This is a genomic window from Acinetobacter sp. V115_6 (genome assembly GCF_031799025.1).
GTDB classification, from domain to species: domain Bacteria; phylum Pseudomonadota; class Gammaproteobacteria; order Pseudomonadales; family Moraxellaceae; genus Acinetobacter; species Acinetobacter pittii.
The window spans coordinates 1777301-1793726 of record NZ_JAVQNO010000021.1; the positions used below are offsets into that span (position 1 = coordinate 1777301).

General features: G+C 38.6%; 18 protein-coding genes. 3 read left to right on the forward strand and 15 right to left on the reverse strand.

Translation table 11 applies throughout. The features are described from left to right. Entirely contained in the window at window positions 1-1011 is a 1011-nt protein-coding gene (gene tsaD, locus RMA94_RS16815) for a tRNA (adenosine(37)-N6)-threonylcarbamoyltransferase complex transferase subunit TsaD (protein WP_005068344.1), read from the reverse strand. Window positions 1012-1156: 145 nt separating this feature from the next. Here tsaD and rpsU point away from each other — a divergent pair, with 145 nt between their 5' ends. Further along, window positions 1157-1372, forward strand: coding sequence for a 30S ribosomal protein S21 (rpsU, locus tag RMA94_RS16820; RefSeq protein WP_001136722.1), 216 nt, complete (start codon window positions 1157-1159; stop codon window positions 1370-1372). Between the two features lie 25 nt (window positions 1373-1397). Further along, on the forward strand, window positions 1398-1844 hold the full coding sequence (locus RMA94_RS16825) for a GatB/YqeY domain-containing protein (protein WP_002115302.1): 447 nt from the start codon (window positions 1398-1400) through the stop codon (window positions 1842-1844). Between the two features lie 89 nt (window positions 1845-1933). Here RMA94_RS16825 and RMA94_RS16830 read toward each other — a convergent pair whose 3' ends face one another. The 12 genes from RMA94_RS16830 to RMA94_RS16885 all read right to left on the reverse strand — a co-directional run bounded on the left by RMA94_RS16830 (window position 1934) and on the right by RMA94_RS16885 (window position 14290). Beyond that, entirely contained in the window at window positions 1934-3361 is a 1428-nt protein-coding gene (locus tag RMA94_RS16830; protein ID WP_075383632.1) for a M48 family metalloprotease, read from the reverse strand. A 143-nt stretch (window positions 3362-3504) separates the two neighbouring features. Continuing rightward, window positions 3505-4470 (reverse strand): D-glycerate dehydrogenase, encoded by a 966-nt coding sequence (locus RMA94_RS16835; RefSeq protein WP_075383631.1) that lies wholly within the window; start codon window positions 4468-4470, stop codon window positions 3505-3507. 11 nt (window positions 4471-4481) lie between these two features. Further along, window positions 4482-5129 carry a hypothetical protein gene (locus RMA94_RS16840; RefSeq protein WP_075383630.1) on the reverse strand — a complete coding sequence of 216 codons (648 nt, stop codon included), beginning with the start codon at window positions 5127-5129 and terminating at the stop codon, window positions 4482-4484. 100 nt (window positions 5130-5229) lie between these two features. Next, window positions 5230-7119 carry a M48 family metalloprotease gene (locus tag RMA94_RS16845; RefSeq protein WP_311083803.1) on the reverse strand — a complete coding sequence of 630 codons (1890 nt, stop codon included), beginning with the start codon at window positions 7117-7119 and terminating at the stop codon, window positions 5230-5232. Window positions 7120-7197: 78 nt separating this feature from the next. Beyond that, on the reverse strand, window positions 7198-8739 hold the full coding sequence (gene purF, locus RMA94_RS16850) for an amidophosphoribosyltransferase (protein ID WP_005068333.1): 1542 nt from the start codon (window positions 8737-8739) through the stop codon (window positions 7198-7200). Between the two features lie 25 nt (window positions 8740-8764). After that, window positions 8765-9352, reverse strand: a complete 588-nt coding sequence (locus tag RMA94_RS16855; RefSeq protein ID WP_002115251.1) for a CvpA family protein — start codon at window positions 9350-9352, stop codon at window positions 8765-8767. A gap of 6 nt (window positions 9353-9358) precedes the next feature. Next, window positions 9359-10363: a quinone-dependent dihydroorotate dehydrogenase gene (locus RMA94_RS16860; protein ID WP_005068330.1), complete on the reverse strand. Its 1005-nt coding sequence runs from the start codon at window positions 10361-10363 to the stop codon at window positions 9359-9361. 89 nt (window positions 10364-10452) lie between these two features. Then, a complete protein-coding gene (gene gspM, locus RMA94_RS16865) occupies window positions 10453-10932 on the reverse strand; it encodes a type II secretion system protein GspM (RefSeq protein ID WP_005073507.1) in 480 nt (159 codons plus the stop codon). Beyond that, entirely contained in the window at window positions 10932-12071 is a 1140-nt protein-coding gene (gspL, locus tag RMA94_RS16870; protein ID WP_311083804.1) for a type II secretion system protein GspL, read from the reverse strand. Before gspL ends, gspM begins: the two co-directional genes overlap by 1 nt. A gap of 23 nt (window positions 12072-12094) precedes the next feature. Next, entirely contained in the window at window positions 12095-12550 is a 456-nt protein-coding gene (locus RMA94_RS16875) for a histidine phosphatase family protein (protein WP_005068324.1), read from the reverse strand. 56 nt (window positions 12551-12606) lie between these two features. Beyond that, window positions 12607-13680: an NAD(P)H-dependent glycerol-3-phosphate dehydrogenase gene (locus RMA94_RS16880; protein WP_002115297.1), complete on the reverse strand. Its 1074-nt coding sequence runs from the start codon at window positions 13678-13680 to the stop codon at window positions 12607-12609. A 34-nt stretch (window positions 13681-13714) separates the two neighbouring features. Continuing rightward, window positions 13715-14290: a nitroreductase gene (locus RMA94_RS16885; RefSeq protein WP_075383628.1), complete on the reverse strand. Its 576-nt coding sequence runs from the start codon at window positions 14288-14290 to the stop codon at window positions 13715-13717. Between the two features lie 204 nt (window positions 14291-14494). Here RMA94_RS16885 and RMA94_RS16890 point away from each other — a divergent pair, with 204 nt between their 5' ends. Beyond that, complete coding sequence (locus RMA94_RS16890) at window positions 14495-14875, forward strand: hypothetical protein (RefSeq protein ID WP_005068317.1); 381 nt, start codon at window positions 14495-14497, stop codon at window positions 14873-14875. A 39-nt stretch (window positions 14876-14914) separates the two neighbouring features. Here the strand turns inward: RMA94_RS16890 and rhlB are convergent, their stop codons facing one another. Together rhlB and RMA94_RS16900 are read right to left on the reverse strand one after the other, a co-directional pair. Next, entirely contained in the window at window positions 14915-16066 is a 1152-nt protein-coding gene (gene rhlB / locus RMA94_RS16895; protein ID WP_016140502.1) for an ATP-dependent RNA helicase RhlB, read from the reverse strand. A 108-nt stretch (window positions 16067-16174) separates the two neighbouring features. Continuing rightward, window positions 16175-16387: a cold-shock protein gene (locus RMA94_RS16900; protein WP_000126912.1), complete on the reverse strand. Its 213-nt coding sequence runs from the start codon at window positions 16385-16387 to the stop codon at window positions 16175-16177. Window positions 16388-16426 lie beyond the last annotated feature (39 nt).

Here is a 16426-nt window from a genome sequence, read left to right on the forward strand (position 1 = left end):
TTACTCAGGAATAGTGAGTTCAGTCATCGGCCAGCGCGGCGTGGTCGTTACCGCTAAACCATCATGCTGACCTGCTTTTAAACGTTGATAGCCAGCAAAAGCAATCATTGCCCCATTATCAGTACATAAAGCAGGCTCTGCATAATAAACTTGCGCTTTAATTTTCGCCAAAGAGGTTTCTAATTGCTCGCGTAGTCTTAAATTTGCGCTAACTCCACCTGCAATCACTAAACGTTTAAGTCCAGTTTGCTTTAAAGCTTTTACTGATTTTTTTACCAAGGTATCTACAATTGCTTCTTGGAATGAAGCAGCAATATCAGCGTCACGATTTTCGCCATTCAATTTTTTCAATTGAACAGAAACAGCTGTTTTTAAGCCACTAAAAGAAAAATCCAAGCCTTGATGAAGCATAGGTCTTGGAAACTCAAAAGCTAATGGATCACCAGATAATGCAAGTTTTGCGATATTTGGCCCACCTGGATATGGCAAGCTCATCATTTTTGCAACTTTATCAAAAGCTTCGCCCGCAGCGTCATCAATAGACTCACCCAATAGTTCATATTGACCAATAGCGTGGGCTGCCATCAATTGTGTATGTCCACCTGAAACTAACAATGCTACAAACGGAAATTCAGGTGGTTGACTTGAAAGTAATGGGGCCAACATATGACCTTCCATATGGTGAACACCAATTGCAGGCTTGTTTAAAGAAAAAGCTAAAGTTCTGCCAAACAGTGCACCTGTCATTAATGCTCCCATTAAGCCAGGACCACGCGTATAAGCAACCGCATCAATCTCTTGTTTTGTTACACCACTTTGTTCAAGCAATTGATTCATTAAAGGAATTAATTTACGAACATGGTCTCGAGAAGCAAGTTCAGGTACTACGCCACCATATTCAGCATGAAGTTTAATCTGGCTATAAAGAACCTGTCCCCGTAAGCCGAGTTCGCTATCATAAAGTGCCAACCCTGTTTCATCACAAGAAGTTTCCAAGCCTAAAACAATCATCAAAACTGCCTTTTATATGAGTCAAAATATTGCAATCGCTATTATAGACTTGTGATATGAGTTGTAAATGAGTAAAATACTGACCTTCACTTGTGATCCGGCGCAATGGTGTGCCTGATCTTATCCATAATCTAGAGGATTTTACATGCCACAAGTTAAGTTGAAAGAAGGCGAACCAGTTGACGTAGCTATCCGTCGTTTCAAACGTTCATGCGAAAAAGCTGGTGTTTTAGCTGACGTTCGTAAACGCGAATTCTACGAAAAACCAACTCAAGAACGTAAGCGCAAAAAAGCTGCAGCAGTTAAACGCTACCAAAAGAAATTGGCTCGCGAATCTGTACGTACTACTCGCCTTTACTAATTAATTTGTGATTGACTGCTGAATTATGACTACTTTAAAAAACCAAATTACTGATGCATTAAAAACTTCTATGCGTGCCAAAGATATGGCAACAGTGACGGTTTTGCGTAGTCTACAAGCGGCAATTAAGCAAATCGAAGTCGATGAGCGCAAAGAGCTTGACGACGCTCAGGTTCTTGCGGTCATTGAAAAGCAAATTAAACAACGTAAAGAATCGATCAAAGCCTTTGAAGGTGCTGGTCGTAATGATTTAGCTAGTAAAGAACAAGCCGAAGCTGAGATTATCTCTCAGTTTCTACCAGAAGCTATGACTGAGGAAGAGCTTGATTCTATCATTGAGCAAACGATTGCTGCTCAAGAAGCAACTAGCATGAAAGATATGGGTAAGGTGATGAATTCTCTACGTCCGATCATAGCCGGGCGTGCCGATCCTGCTCAAGTTTCAGCAAAAATTAAAGCTAAATTAGCTTAATTCCTCTTTTTTAAATTTATATTTCTTCCAATCAAGCTTCTTTAGTTTGTATATATTTGCACATCTGCAAATTAAGTAAGATATAACTCTTAAATCTTCATTCTTCGCTCATCTTGCATTTGTTTCAAACGACTGTCTATTCTTGCCGACATTGCTTGATTATCTTTTGCCAATCGCTGAGCATGCAACATTGATTTAATTGCATTTTCCTCACTACCTGACCAATATTCTGCTTCAGCCCGATAGCGTAAAACATTGACTGCTCTCAACGGTCCTGTCTTGTCCAAATTAGCAGCCTGCTGCAGAAATTGCCAACCTTGGATATCTCTTGGGTTTTTATTGATAAATCGTTGAACAAGAGTTTGAACCTGTGAAAATTTTCCTTGGCGCAGCAACACTTCAGCCAACTTATAACTAAAAGCTTTATTTTCAGGCATCGTCATTTGTGTAGAAGCAATTGTTGTATAAGCTTGATCTAGCTTGTTTTGGCCAAGATAAATATCTGTCTGCAATAATGTGACAAGAGGCTTCCCACTAGATTTCGCTTGATCTAAAGTAGACTGCGCTTGCACATAATCACCTTGTCTTGTGTAAAATGCTGCTAAAGCAATCAGACCAGCAATATTTTTTTGGGACGCCAAACTTTGTAGTTGGTTTTCAGTTGCCTGATTGGCAATCACCATGGTGTACCATTTTAAAATCTCAAAATCTGCATCATATATACGGTTTTTAACTCGAGGCATCTGGTTTGCACGCAGCCGCGCTTCACTCATACGCTCAGTCGTCAATGGATGAGTCAACCAGAAATCCGGTAAAAAACTTACTCGACTTGTAGCTCTATGCATTGTTTCAAAGTAATCAGCCATACTTTGAGGGTTATAACCCGCCGCATACATATATTGCATACCAATACGGTCTGCTTCACGCTCTTGATTTCGACTATATGTTAATTGCTTATCCATGAGTGCAGCTTGGGTTCCAAGCATCACTGCTGCACCCGCATCGCCACCACCCTGCGCAGCTATAGCCACCCCCGCTAAAAGTCCTGCTAGACTTAGCAATGTTTGACCTTTAAAAGCTTCTTCAGAGCGACTAAAATGTCTTTGCGATACATGCGCAATTTCGTGAGCCATCACCCCAGCAATTTCATCAATATTTCGTGCTGAGGCAATAAGCCCTGTATTGAGCGCAAATAAGCCACCTGGAACAGCAAAAGCATTAATTTGTGGATCTTTAATCACGACTAGACCAATCGGCTGCCCAAGCTGAGTTTCACTTAAAATACTCGAAAATACCTGAAAAAATTGATCTTCTAGCCAGACGTCTTGAATAACGGGCATTTGTTTGTGAACTTCACGAAAAACTTTTTCGCCAATAAATTTTTCTTTTTGTTGATCAAGTAAACCAATCCCACTTCCAATATTTGGAATTTCTACTTGATTTGCAGAAGGCTGAGGGTCGAAAGGCTGCGCGTACGAAGCATTTGTTATAAAAGCCGTACTTAAAATAATTGGCAAAAATCTCAAATGTTTTTCTCTAGTAAAATTAAACCATCAAAAAAAGTCTACTGATATAAAACATAAAAAATTATGTTCAATCAATAGACTTTTAATATATCACTCGAGATCGCTTAGTTTTGCAATGAAGTGTTATTAATCATTTATGCAAAGTTTGGGTTTACCAAATATCTAGGAGTTTTATCCTCTAAAGCTTCAACCAGATTTTTATAAGCAAGATTTGCCATTTTTTTACGGGTCTCTGCAGTCGCAGATCCTACATGAGGCAAAGTAACAACATTTGGCAGTTTAAAAAGCTCTGAATCTTGTAATGGTTCTTTTTCGTATACATCTAAACCAGCTCCAAAGATTTCTCCGCTTTGTAAGGCTTCAATCAAAGCTTGCTCATCAACTACTGAACCACGCGCAATATTTATAAAAATAGCGTGCTTTTGCATAAGCTCAAATTGAGCTTTCCCCATCAAAGCTTTCGATTCATTATTTAAATCAACTGCGGTTACTACAAAATCAGACTGTTGCAATAACTCATCTAAACCAAGATATTGTGCTTTTAAAGGCTCTGCCAATTCAGGCTTTTCACGGCGGTTATGGTAAACAATATTCATGTTAAATCCATAAAAACCACGTCGTGCAATTGCAGCACCAATATTACCAAGTCCAATAATTCCTAGCGTCTTTCCAAAAACATCTAAACCAAACTGCTGAAGCCCAACAGTTCTTTTCCATTCACCTTGTTTCGTCCAATGATCAAGAAAAGGAACTTTTCTAGCAGCGCTTAGTAATAATGTAAAAGCAAGATCAGCCGTTGTTTCAGTTAAAACATGAGGTGTATTTGATAACCAGATTTTTCTTTGGTTTAGATAAGCCACATCATAATTATCATAACCAACTGTTACAGATGAAATAATTTTGAGTTTTTGAGCAGGCGCAAGATTACTTTCATTAAGAAGTCGACCAGCACCAATCATTCCATCAGCATCTACAACTTGTTGGCGTATTTGCTCATTAATATCACCCAGTTTTGGATTAAGAACTACAACATGATAATCCTGTTGTAATCGAGACAAAATTTCTTCATCAATTTGGCTAAAAACTACAACTTTTTTCATGTAAATCCCTACTACTCGTTGTTATCTTGCATTAATTGCCATAACCTTTTTTTAAGGAGTGGTTTCTCCAACATTTCTTTTAAACTCGCCAAATGAATAATATTGGCATGTTGAATATAAGAACATTCCCCAAGACACAAGATTTTCTTGTCTGCTGCGACAGCATCTAAAAAGCCTTGAATATATGAACCTGCGCCACGTTGGTCTTGATAGTTAGCTAAAGGGAACGGCCATTTTAGTTCAGCATATTGCCCTATTTTTGCTTTTTGAATGTTATTCCAAAGCTGCTTTTCTTCTTCACTTAAATTGGTAACATCTAAAAAAATAACGCATTTTTCAAGTGCAAAAGCCTGCAACTCAAATGAAGCAATCGTAACCACTGGAGCTTGTACTTCAGTACGAGGCGACACAACAGGCGGAACTGCTACTGGAAGTGGTACCGCAATTTCAGATTCAACTTTTGGAACTTCATTAACTTGCGGTTTTGTCGGCTGCTCAAGAACTGGATTGTTCTTAGAAGGTAATATAATTGGCTCACCTTCTGGAGCAGCTTGATCTCGCCAGAGACTTTGAGCATTATTTTTTTGGCACACCTGTTTCTTAGGAATCCATACATCAATTCCTAAAGTTGCCAATATATTTCTTTGCTGCCCAATCATCTGTAAATCAATACCTCTACTCTATCTACATTCTAACGGGCTTGAGTTTTTTTTTCAGTGTTTTATTTCATTCAGATGTTTTTATAATCGTAGATGTCTTTTAAATAATCATCACACTATTTCTCTTTTGCATTTGATCCACAATTTCTTCTGTCTCAAAGCCAAAACGCCAATAAAGCAATTCAAGCACATCCAGTTCATCTTGCGTGATAATACGGTCGCTCCACAAACACATCTCTGCAATAGCTAGAATACTTAGACGGTCACGTAATAATAAACCAGCAATATCATTTAAAATTTCAGCCAGATCTAATGGTTCATCTGAAATTTCATCATAGATATACATTTCATCGGAATTGAGCAGCGAACGTAAAATGCGCTCACGTACTTCTAATTGATTTGGGCTATTAATTTGCTGAACATGAAGCAAAGCATCAATCAAACGAACAATTTGAGGTTTCACTTCTTCAAATGCAGTCGGCAAATGTAATGGCATCAAGTTCAACTCATGTTTAACCCGCTCCAATAAAAGTGCGTCTAACAACCCAATCTCACCATCTTCTTGGATAATAAGTGCTAGCTTAGTAAGAAATTGCCGCGCAATACTTGCAGGTATATGCCCAATATTTTTACAAGCATCATGAAATATTTGAATATGAATACGCCCATCCAAATTCAATAATGCATCGATAATGGCATGACTCACAGGTGCATCTTTTGGAATAAACTCGCGATATTGGCGAATCATCAAAATAGCAACCATAACTTCACGTGAACCAGTCGCAGTTTGTAGTGCTCGCTGAATTAATTCAGGACGCTTCTTATTTCGACGTACATCACTACTCAGGGGTTTAATGGCATCATTTAATGCAAAACTAATTGGCGACAGCCTTAGCAAAGGTAGAGGCTGTGGAGATGACCACGGAATATAAATTTCTTTCTCAGATTCTTCCAAGAAATGAAATAAGCTAAAAAACGGACGGTTGCGAAGCTTCTTTAAATTTTCTAATTGTAAATCTTGTAGCAAAGTGGGATTTAACTCATAAATACGTTCACGAATACTGGGGTGAATATTCATCCAGCTTTGTGGGCTCAGTGAGTTAGCAAAACACATATGCGCGATTGACTCAGAATAAGCACTATGAATTTGCGAACCAGAATGGTGAACATAAATACGCAACAAGGTTTGGGTATTCGCATTATTTTTTAATAGTCGCACTGTTTTTTGGTCATTACGAAAGGTACGCCCACTCAAAGTCAAATATTTGATAAAACGAGTAATCAGTACACCGAGGCTTCCAGCCAACCAAATGACTCCACCTACCGCAACAAAAACTGTTTCAAATTTATGTTTATAGCCCGGGCTATAGCGCTTAAAACCTTGCTTAGCTAATTTACTGCCCCACTGACTAAAAGTTGTTAAACCACTATATAAAATCTTTAATTTAGTATTCTCAACAGCCTCACCAGATAAAATCTGATTAAACTCATGGCCCAATAAACCATATAACTCAAGCTTATCCAGATTCTGTAAAGCACCCCATGTGAGAATAATAACGATATCTTTAGGATGAAAACCTGCCGTAAGTGCATTTACACCAACTTCATCAGGTAATACATATACAGTTGGAACTTTAAGTGAAAAATTTTGAGCTAAGTGTTCTGTAATTTTTAATGCCGCGAGTTCTTCGGGAGTGCTCTCCTCTTTCACTAAACGACGTGCTTTAAGTTGTTTTGCTAAAGAGTGCCCGCCTTTACGCAGGATATAAAGTTCGGTAACTACCGACCAAACCATAATAAAAAGTAATAGTGCAACGAAGTAAGGACTTAAGGTATGCCACCAAATTGGCTGGCTATAATCAAAAAAATGAACGAGTAAACCTAAAATTAAATTTAAGATAAAAATAGTAAGCAGCACAGCAACCAAACACATAGTGATGGACCATGCCATATTTTTATTTTCGATGAGATAGTGGCTTACTTCTTTCAATGTAAATATTCCCAATTACATTGTTAGGTTTCATCATAAAAGAAAAAAGCGGGAAATACCCGCTTTTTTCGGCTATTTCTATTCTTCTTTGATGCCTGTTAAATCTACAGAAGCAGCATCGACATTAACGTCAATATAACCATCTTTTTTCTTCTTAGCAGAGTCATTACGCTTCTGCTCCAAATTATTTAGATAGTTACCATCAATATCACCTGTTACGTAGATTCCATCAAATACTGAGCAATCGAACTCAGTTAAGTCAGGCACTTTGCTGGTACGTACAGCATTTTTCAAGTCTTCCAATTCTTGGAAAATCAAACGATCAGCACCAATAATTTCTTGGATCTCTTCCACGCTACGTTCTGAAGCAATAAGCTCAGCTTTAGCAGGCATATCAATACCGTAAACGTTTGGATACATTACTTTCGGTGCTGCTGACGCAAAGTATACTTTTTTTGCACCAGAATCACGTGCCATCTGAATAATCTCATTACACGTTGTACCACGTACAATAGAGTCATCCACCAATAGAACGTTCTTACCTTTGAATTCTAACTCAACAGGGTTTAATTTCTGACGTACAGATTTTTTACGTTGCTGTTGACCCGGCATAATAAAGGTACGGCCGATATAACGGTTTTTCATAAAACCTTCACGGAACTTCACACCTAGAATATTTGCAAGTTCTAAAGCTGAAGTACGGCTCGTATCTGGAATTGGAATCACCACATCAATATCATGGTCTTCGCCCCAGTCACGTAAAATTTTATGAGCAAGCTTTTCACCCATTTTTAAACGTGCTTTATAAACCGAGATTCCATCAATAATCGCATCAGGACGAGCAAAATAAACGTATTCAAAAATACATGGGCGGTATTTCGGATTAGCAGCACATTGTTTAGAGAACAACTCACCATTTGCATTGATGAAAATTGCTTCACCTGGTTCAATATCACGCTCAATTTTAAAACCAAGAGCAGTAATAGCAACCGATTCAGAAGCAATGATGTATTCCATCTCACCTTGTTCAGTTACACGCGAACCGTAAATAAGTGGGCGAATACCATTTGGATCACGGAAGCCAACCAAACCATGACCAGTAATCATTGCTACTACCCCATACGCACCTTGGCAACGCTCATGCACACGAGAAACCGTGTGAAAAATATCGTCAGGGGTAGGATTTAAAGTGCCTTTCTTCTGTAATTCATGCGCGAACACGTTTAAAAGAACTTCTGAGTCAGAATCAGTATTCATATGACGTAAATCTGTTTTAAACAGGTCATCATGAATTTCTTCTGCATTGGTCAAGTTACCATTATGTGCAAGCGTAATACCGTAAGGTGAGTTTACATAAAATGGTTGTGCTTCAGCACTGCTCGCAGAACCAGCAGTTGGGTAACGTACATGGCCAATACCATAATTACCAAGTAATGCTCTCATATGACGAGTATGAAAGACATCACGCACCATACCGTTATCCTTACGAAGGAAAAGACGGCCTTCATGGCAGGTTACTATTCCAGCTGCATCTTGCCCACGATGTTGCAACATCGTTAAAGCATCAAACAACATTTGGTTCACTGGCGATTTACCGGCTATACCAACAACTCCACACATAGCAACCTCGCAGACAAGCTAGGAATTAATAAAAAGGATTCTTTGTCGAATGGTCGGATCGGTTTTCTAAATCTTCCGATTCGTCCATTGGTTTTGAAGGAGTGCCTGATGCACTACCTCCAGATGTTATTTGGTGAAATGCCTCACTTGCAGCATCTTTAGACAACTCGGTAGCTAAAGGCGCATAAGGCAATAAAAACTGTATAAATTTGGACTGTTTCCAGTGCGGTGAACTTTCAACCCAAGGTCCTACACCCTGCATTGTAATTAGTACAACCAACAAGCCCTTTAAAGAACCAAAAGCACCACCTGCTAAACGATTTAATGGCCCCAATTTCAGACTTTTCAAGAGGCCATTTAAAAATGCAGAGACGATCCATGTTAAAACAATGATCAAAAGCGCTATAAATGCAAAAGCTGCAATTTTTTGAACAACTGGATCATGACTTAAACCCGACATAGACGGAGCAAGAAGGACAGCATATTTTGCACCCATAATTAATGCAATGACCCATCCTACCAAGTTCGCAAAGGCTTTAATAAATCCTTGTCGCAAACCGTTTAGCCCCCCAATGAGCAAAAGTATCAGAATAATGATATCAATTGTGTTCATATTCACTTAAGACATAGCTGCAACACATTGTTTCACTAAAATAGGACCTGTATAAATTAGCCCACTATAGATCTGTACTAATGTTGCTCCAGCTTGCTGTTTGACTGCTGCCTGTTCACCCGACAAAATTCCACCCACGCCAATTAACGGGATTTGTCCTTTTAATGTTTGGGCAAACAAACGTAAGCATTCGGTACTTTTTTCAAAAACAGGTGCGCCTGATAAACCGCCCGACTCATTACCATAAGGAAGATTTTCTACACCTTCTCTTGATAAGGTCGTATTAGTAACGATCAAGCCATCAATTTTAAACTGCACTAACTGCGCTGCAATAAATTCAACATCTTCCGCTGTTAAATCAGGTGCAACTTTCAGAACCAAAGGAACATAGTGATTATTTTGTTCAGCTAGCTCAAGTTGTCTTTCTTTTAAGGTTTGCAATAGTTCAGTTAATGCATCGCCACTTTGTAAACTTCTTAAGTTCTTAGTATTTGGAGATGAAATATTAACGGTAATATAAGAAGCGTAGTTATACACTTTCTCAAGGCAAATCAGGTAGTCATCAACAGCTTTTTCTACAGGAGTATCAGCATTCTTACCAATATTAATGCCTAAAATTCCTTTAAACTTTGAAGCTTTGACATTTTCAATCAGCTTATCAACACCATCATTATTGAACCCCATACGGTTAATAATGGCTTGAGCTTCTGGAATACGGAATAAGCGCGGCTGCGGATTACCCGATTGAGGACGAGGTGTAATGGTTCCAATTTCAATAAAACCGAACCCTAACCCAGCTAAAGCATCAATGTGTGCACCATTTTTATCAAGACCGGCTGCCAAACCTACTGGATTTGGAAATTCAATTCCCATACAAGTCGTCGGTTTCGCTTCTACGCTCTGACGGAGTAAGCCGAACTTATGTGCTTTATCAAGCATAGATAATGTTAATTCATGGGCACGCTCTGGTGCTAAACTAAACAACATCGGGCGAGCAAGTGAATATAACATACCAATCACAATCTACTGATTTTAGGTAGGCATATTATAGGCACAGGGAGCACAAAACACCATGCTTAAGACCAGCATATTTTAATATGTTATTGAACCGTCGCTGTTAATTTAATCTGACCTTCACTTGAAACCATTTCCATTTTTTCAATGCTTAAGCCCATTTGTGCCAGCTGGGTTAAAAAGTTAGCTAAAATTGCGTAATTCTGATGAGTAACAATAATTTGTAACTGCTCGCCATTTTGCTGAGAAGTAACTGTTAAACCTTGCTGTTGAGCTACACGTTGTATTTTTTCTGCTTGCCCTAACTCAAGCTCACTCGCAGGTTTCATAGTGACTGCATTACTTTGCATCCACACCATCAAATCTTTTAAATCATTTAAGCGCTGTTGCTGCTGTTCTGCTAAGGAATGCATTTTCCAAAGTGAAGCCCCAATAATAGCCACTACAACAAAAATTGTAGTAAAGACCACCATAATACGTTCACGGACAGTCAAACGGTCTAAATATTGATTAACTTGTTCGATCCACTGATCAAAGCGGTTTTGCAATTGAGCTAACATTTTCATTATTGTATTTTCACCACCCCAATTGCCCCACCACCATCGGCTTGAACATTACCTAACTCCGCCTTAAATCCTTGCTGATTAAGCTGCTGTGTTAAAGCTTGCAAATCATCTCCCGATTTTGCTTTCAAGGCCATGGTTAGTGTAGAAGCATCATAATTTAATTGCTGAGCTAAAATTTGTCTTTGCATCAAAATAGGTCCAACACGACTCAATAAAGAAAGTGCTTGTGTATCGCCTTGTTTACTCATTCTTAAATGACTTTCAAATTGGCTTTTTATATTTTGTTCAGTTACACGACTAGAAGGACCAAACCAATATTTATATTGTTCAATCGTCTGCTCAGCTGTTTGATTCGCTACATTTCTTAATTTTACCCAACGCAAAAAATCATAGCTAAACTGAACCACTATAAGTGCTAACAGAATAACAGCACATGCTTTCCAGTAACCTGAGACAGTTTGCTCTTGTCCTTTGGCTTTTGGTAAAACATTAAAAGGATGCTGTTTAGGTTTATCTAAGCCTTGAAACTGATAAAAAAACTCTGAACGTTGCTCAACACTAGAAGCTGCTTCTAGGCTTTCTAATTGTTCTACCGTTAACCCACTATATTGATAGTTTGTTTCAACTGGCTGGAATTCCAAAAACAATCCCAAATCATCTAGTGAATTACCCACCCATTTACTTTCGCGCGCCAGTAATTTTTGGTCAATATTACACAGGATAACTTGCTGCTCTTGCGGTTCCGGCAAAATCAAAAAGTCTGGCAACAAAGCAACCAGCTTGATTGGCAACAAATTCATCGCATGTTGCCATGTTTCCACAGTAGTTTTTGCAACGCCCAATATTGTTAATTGATCAGCATGAAAATGATGAACTACTTTCATGTGATCAATAGGCAAAGTTACAAACTCTTCAAGCAAATATTTAACACCATCTGCTCCGAGTTGCTTGTAATGAGACTTTGCTATTTGTTGCTGGAATACCTGAGCATGACGACTAGGAAAAAAGACAACAGCCTCTTTTCCTTGGTGCAATTGTAGGTCTTGTATTAATTGATCGAGACTTTCAGCCTGCAACCAGTTTTCTCCGTTAGACCAATGCCATATTCCATTGGTTTCAGGCATCCATAAATACAGCATAATGGGCTAAATAACCTTTTTAATTATATTGTGGGTATAAAACTATTTTTTTGTGTTGATAAACCAGTTGCAATCACAGCCTGATCATAAATTCGAGCTTCAGCCAGTGCAAATGGATTAAAGTTTTCATGGGTCAGGAGTTCAGCAATATGCCCTACTACATTCATATGACACACGACCACAATTGACTCATAAGGAATCTGAGACAACCACTCGACTGCCTCTTTGGCGTTATCATCCGGTTTAATTTTATCGCATAACAACACAGGCACATCTTTAAAGTACGCTTGAATATGTGCCAATGTCTCTTGAGCACGTAACAAAGGACTAACTACAAAAATATCAGGCTTAACAATATCTTTTAAAAATGTTGCTGTCTGTTCTGCTTGAGCATGTCCACGAGCAGTAAGAGGGCGTTTAGTGTCGTTACCATTTACAGGTGGAGCGGCTTCCCCATGGCGAACCAATGTCAGTTGCATAAATTTTCCTTGTTAATAATTCCTGCATTATAACCACAATTTATGACATTTCTTCTTCAGACTTCGTGATGAGGTAAAACAAATTCAACATCACTACGGTGTCCGTTTTTCATAAGAGATAATGCAATATTTAAAGGAGGCGCCCCTTCAAAAATAACTTCATATAAAGCATTAGTAATAGGCATATAAACATCTAATTCTTCTGCTTTACCACGCACCTGAACAATTGTATTGATGCCTTCCGCTGTCTGCCCCAACTCTTTACTCGCCTGATCCAGCGTTTTACCCGAACCTAAAGCATAACCAATCTGATAATTACGGCTTAAAGGGCTATTACAAGTCGCGAATAAATCACCAACACCTGACAATCCCAAGAATGTAAGCGGATTTGCACCTTGTTTTACTGCAAAACGGCTCATCTCAGCCAAAGCACGCGTTAAAATCATACTCTTGGTGTTTTCACCAATTTTGTAAGCGGCACCAATTCCCATTGCAACCGCATAAATATTTTTAAGCGCACCACCTAACTCCACTCCGTGTACATCATCACTACCAAAAACACGGAATAAAGCACTATGCAGAGCATGTTGCACAGCATAACGAACCAGCTCAGAATCACTGGCAATAACAGTACCAGATGGCATACCTGCCATAATTTCTTTTGCAAGGTTTGGACCTGATAGCACACCATAGGGAACTTCAGGTAATTCTTCACGAATAATATCGCTCATGAAGCTGAAAGTTTTAGCTTCAACGCCTTTGGTTAAAGACACAACCGCTTGTGCAGTAATATAAGGAGCGATTTGTTTTAAAACATCACGGAATGAGTGACTTGGAATAGCGACTAAAATAATATCTCGGTCACATACAGCTTGTTCAAGATCAGACACAGCGCGTAATGATGACTCTAAAATAAAATCTGGCAAATAACGTTTATTAATGTGTGTTTTATTAATTTCCTCAGCTGTTTCGGCGTCACGAATCCAGATCATGGTATCGCAACCATTACGTGCAGCTAAATTTGCCATAGCCGTTCCAAAGCTTCCTCCCCCTAGAACGGTAATACGTAAAGCGGTTTTTTTATCAACCGCAACAGGTTCCACCAAATCTGTAAACTTAAATTCAGCCATCTTTTATTATCCTATTTCTTACTTCTACAGACGCTTAAGCCTGCCAAACTTTTACGAATTCTTTACTTTCAATATCTGCACGCGGTGCAATTACTTTAGCTGCTGTGCCGACGTAAATAATACCTGAAATTAAATCACGAGGTTGCAGACCTAAATGCTGTTTTAACCAATTTGATTCGACAACTGCACCACTACGCCACATGGTCGAAAAACCTTGGGCTTGCAGAGATAATAAAAGATTTTGTACTGCAGCACCCGTACTTAAGATTTGTTCGAAATGCGGTACTTTCGGATGATCTTGTAGTTGTGTAAGCGCTAAAATGAGTAATGGTGCGCGAAAAGGATGTTGTTTAACACGTTCGAGTTGAGCGGGATCAGTTTCACCTAAATCTGCTAGAGCCTTTGCTAAAACTTCACCAAAAGCACCACGTTGTTCGCCTGAAATAACCACAAAACGCGTTGGCTTAAGTCTATGATGATCTGGAGCAGTCAAAGCTGCTTGGAAAGCTAACTCTAATTGCTCTGTACTTGGAGCTGGCTCAACTAATTGGCCAATAGACTGACGCTGATGAATATTTTGGTGAATTATTTGTATTGCTGATTCCGTCATTAATATTGATCTAACTCAAAAATTCAAAATAGATTAGCATAATCTACCGTTAATCCACCATTGAATCTAGCTTATAAAATTAGCGAACTCTCACTTTGACATTTTTTAATACAAAACATCAAAACTCATACAACGTCTTCAAAATCAACTAGAAAACTTATGTTCAAATAGCTATGTCTTTTAGCGATTAACTTTAGGTGCATTATGAAAAAAATAATTTTAGCGAGCGCAATGAGCGGTGTTGTTTTATTACTTGGTGCTTGCGCAACTACTCCTAAAAATACTTTAGCAGTTCAAAAAGAAAATAATCAGTTTGAAGTTACAGGTATTGGCAAAACCAATTTAATTGCAAAAAATAATGCGATTACTGCAGCTCAAAAAACTTGCTCAAAAAGCACTACACCAGTCGTTGTAGATGAAAAAACAACATATAACGGTGTATTAAAAGATGTTGTAAGTGAAAAAACCGGTCAAATGGTTGAAGCAGCAGCAGGTGTTATTGGTACATTAACTGGTAAAAATGCATCTTTAGCAAAAGATGATGACTACCAAACAACGCTTACTTTCTATTGTAAAATTAATTAATCAAAAAAAAATCCCAATCAAATGATTGGGATTTTTTTATTAGCAATAACCATCTAATCTGGTCAGTGGTAATTTTTTACCAATTGCTTTTTCAATTTCGGGTAAATAAAAGGCATCATCTTCAGATAAGAAACTAATACTTACCCCTTGTGAGCCAGCACGACCTGTACGACCAATACGGTGTACATAATCATCAGATTGTTCAGGCAATGTAAAGTTGATGACATGCGACACGCCATCCACATGAATACCACGACCAGCAACATCTGTCGCAATCATAATATTATGTTTACCTTGCTTAAATTGCTCTAACATTTTTAAACGTTTATCTTGAGCAATCTCACCAGAAAGCATACCAACTCTATATCCATCTTTCTTTAAATGATCATAAAGACGGCGGACTTGGTCACGTCGATTAGCAAAAATCATGACCTTATCGATTGGCTCTTCACGCAAGATATCTTGCAGTAAACGATATTTATCTTGTTTAGCTACAACATAAACACGTTGCTCTACATCGTTATTCGTTTTTTGCTCAGGCTCAATTTCAACAGTGATTGGTTCAAACAACCATTGTCTTGCCAAATTAAGAACATCATAACTAAATGTCGCTGAGAACATGAGCGTTTGACGCTGTTCCTTACGAGGAGAATAACGGACAATACGTTTTACCGAAGGAATAAATCCCATGTCCAATAAACGGTCGGCTTCATCAATAACTAAAAATTCAATTTGATCTAGCCAAACTTCTTTCTGTTCTACAAAATCAATTAGACGCCCAGGTGTAGCCACCATGATATCGACAAAATTAGCATCTAGCTGTTTCTTTTGCTTATCAAAATCCACACCCCCTAATAATGTTACAAGGTGCAAATCTGAAAATTTTGTGAGTAGCTTTGCATCACTTTCAATCTGCAATGCCAATTCACGAGTAGGGGCCAAAATTAAGGCACGTGGCTCACCACGGAAACGCTGCTCTTGAACCGGATTATTGAGTAAATCATTAATTACACTAATCAGAAAGGCTGCTGTCTTACCAGTTCCTGTCTGTGCTCGCCCAATTGCATCATGCCCGGCTAATGTATATTTTAAAACCTTTTGCTGAATTGGGGTCATTTGAGTAAACCCTAAAGCATCAATCGCCTTTTTAAGTTGCGGATGTAAATTCAAGGTTTCAAAACCAGATGTCATAAATACGTGCTCTAACAAACAATCTCTCGAATGAGAAGATCATTATAAACAAAAACGCCCCAATTCAAAAATTGGAGCGTCCATGATTCATCAAAAGATGAATTAGTCTTAGTCTAAAGGCTGAACGTTTTCAGCTTGAAAACCTTTTTGACCTTGTACAACGCTAAATTCTACGCGTTGACCATCACGTAGAGAACGATGACCGTCACCTACGATTGCACGGAAATGAACGAATACGTCGTCACCGCCGTTGCGTTGAATAAAACCAAAGCCTTTAGTGTCATTAAACCACTTTACTACGCCTTGTTCACGAGCTGTCATAAGTCAATCCTCAGATGTTGAAAAAAGGACCTTCCGGTG

Bases quoted from the DNA above. Each gene is read 5' to 3' on its own strand.
- RMA94_RS16840 (WP_075383630.1), bottom strand. From the start codon at position 5,129: ATGATTGGGCAGCAAAGAAATATATTGGCAACTTTAGGAATTGATGTA.
- purF (WP_005068333.1), bottom strand. From the start codon at position 8,739: ATGTGTGGAGTTGTTGGTATAGCCGGTAAATCGCCAGTGAACCAAATG.
- RMA94_RS16860 (WP_005068330.1), bottom strand. From the start codon at position 10,363: ATGTTATATTCACTTGCTCGCCCGATGTTGTTTAGTTTAGCACCAGAG.
- rhlB (WP_016140502.1), bottom strand. From the start codon at position 16,066: ATGACATCTGGTTTTGAAACCTTGAATTTACATCCGCAACTTAAAAAG.
- RMA94_RS16885 (WP_075383628.1), bottom strand. From the start codon at position 14,290: ATGACGGAATCAGCAATACAAATAATTCACCAAAATATTCATCAGCGT.
- RMA94_RS16875 (WP_005068324.1), bottom strand. From the start codon at position 12,550: ATGCAACTGACATTGGTTCGCCATGGGGAAGCCGCTCCACCTGTAAAT.
- RMA94_RS16825 (WP_002115302.1), top strand. From the start codon at position 1,398: ATGACTACTTTAAAAAACCAAATTACTGATGCATTAAAAACTTCTATG.
- RMA94_RS16900 (WP_000126912.1), bottom strand. From the start codon at position 16,387: ATGACAGCTCGTGAACAAGGCGTAGTAAAGTGGTTTAATGACACTAAA.
- RMA94_RS16855 (WP_002115251.1), bottom strand. From the start codon at position 9,352: ATGAACACAATTGATATCATTATTCTGATACTTTTGCTCATTGGGGGG.
- rpsU (WP_001136722.1), top strand. From the start codon at position 1,157: ATGCCACAAGTTAAGTTGAAAGAAGGCGAACCAGTTGACGTAGCTATC.
- gspM (WP_005073507.1), bottom strand. From the start codon at position 10,932: ATGAAAATGTTAGCTCAATTGCAAAACCGCTTTGATCAGTGGATCGAA.
- RMA94_RS16880 (WP_002115297.1), bottom strand. From the start codon at position 13,680: ATGGCTGAATTTAAGTTTACAGATTTGGTGGAACCTGTTGCGGTTGAT.
- RMA94_RS16835 (WP_075383631.1), bottom strand. From the start codon at position 4,470: ATGAAAAAAGTTGTAGTTTTTAGCCAAATTGATGAAGAAATTTTGTCT.
- gspL (WP_311083804.1), bottom strand. From the start codon at position 12,071: ATGCTGTATTTATGGATGCCTGAAACCAATGGAATATGGCATTGGTCT.
- RMA94_RS16890 (WP_005068317.1), top strand. From the start codon at position 14,495: ATGAAAAAAATAATTTTAGCGAGCGCAATGAGCGGTGTTGTTTTATTA.
- tsaD (WP_005068344.1), bottom strand. From the start codon at position 1,011: ATGATTGTTTTAGGCTTGGAAACTTCTTGTGATGAAACAGGGTTGGCA.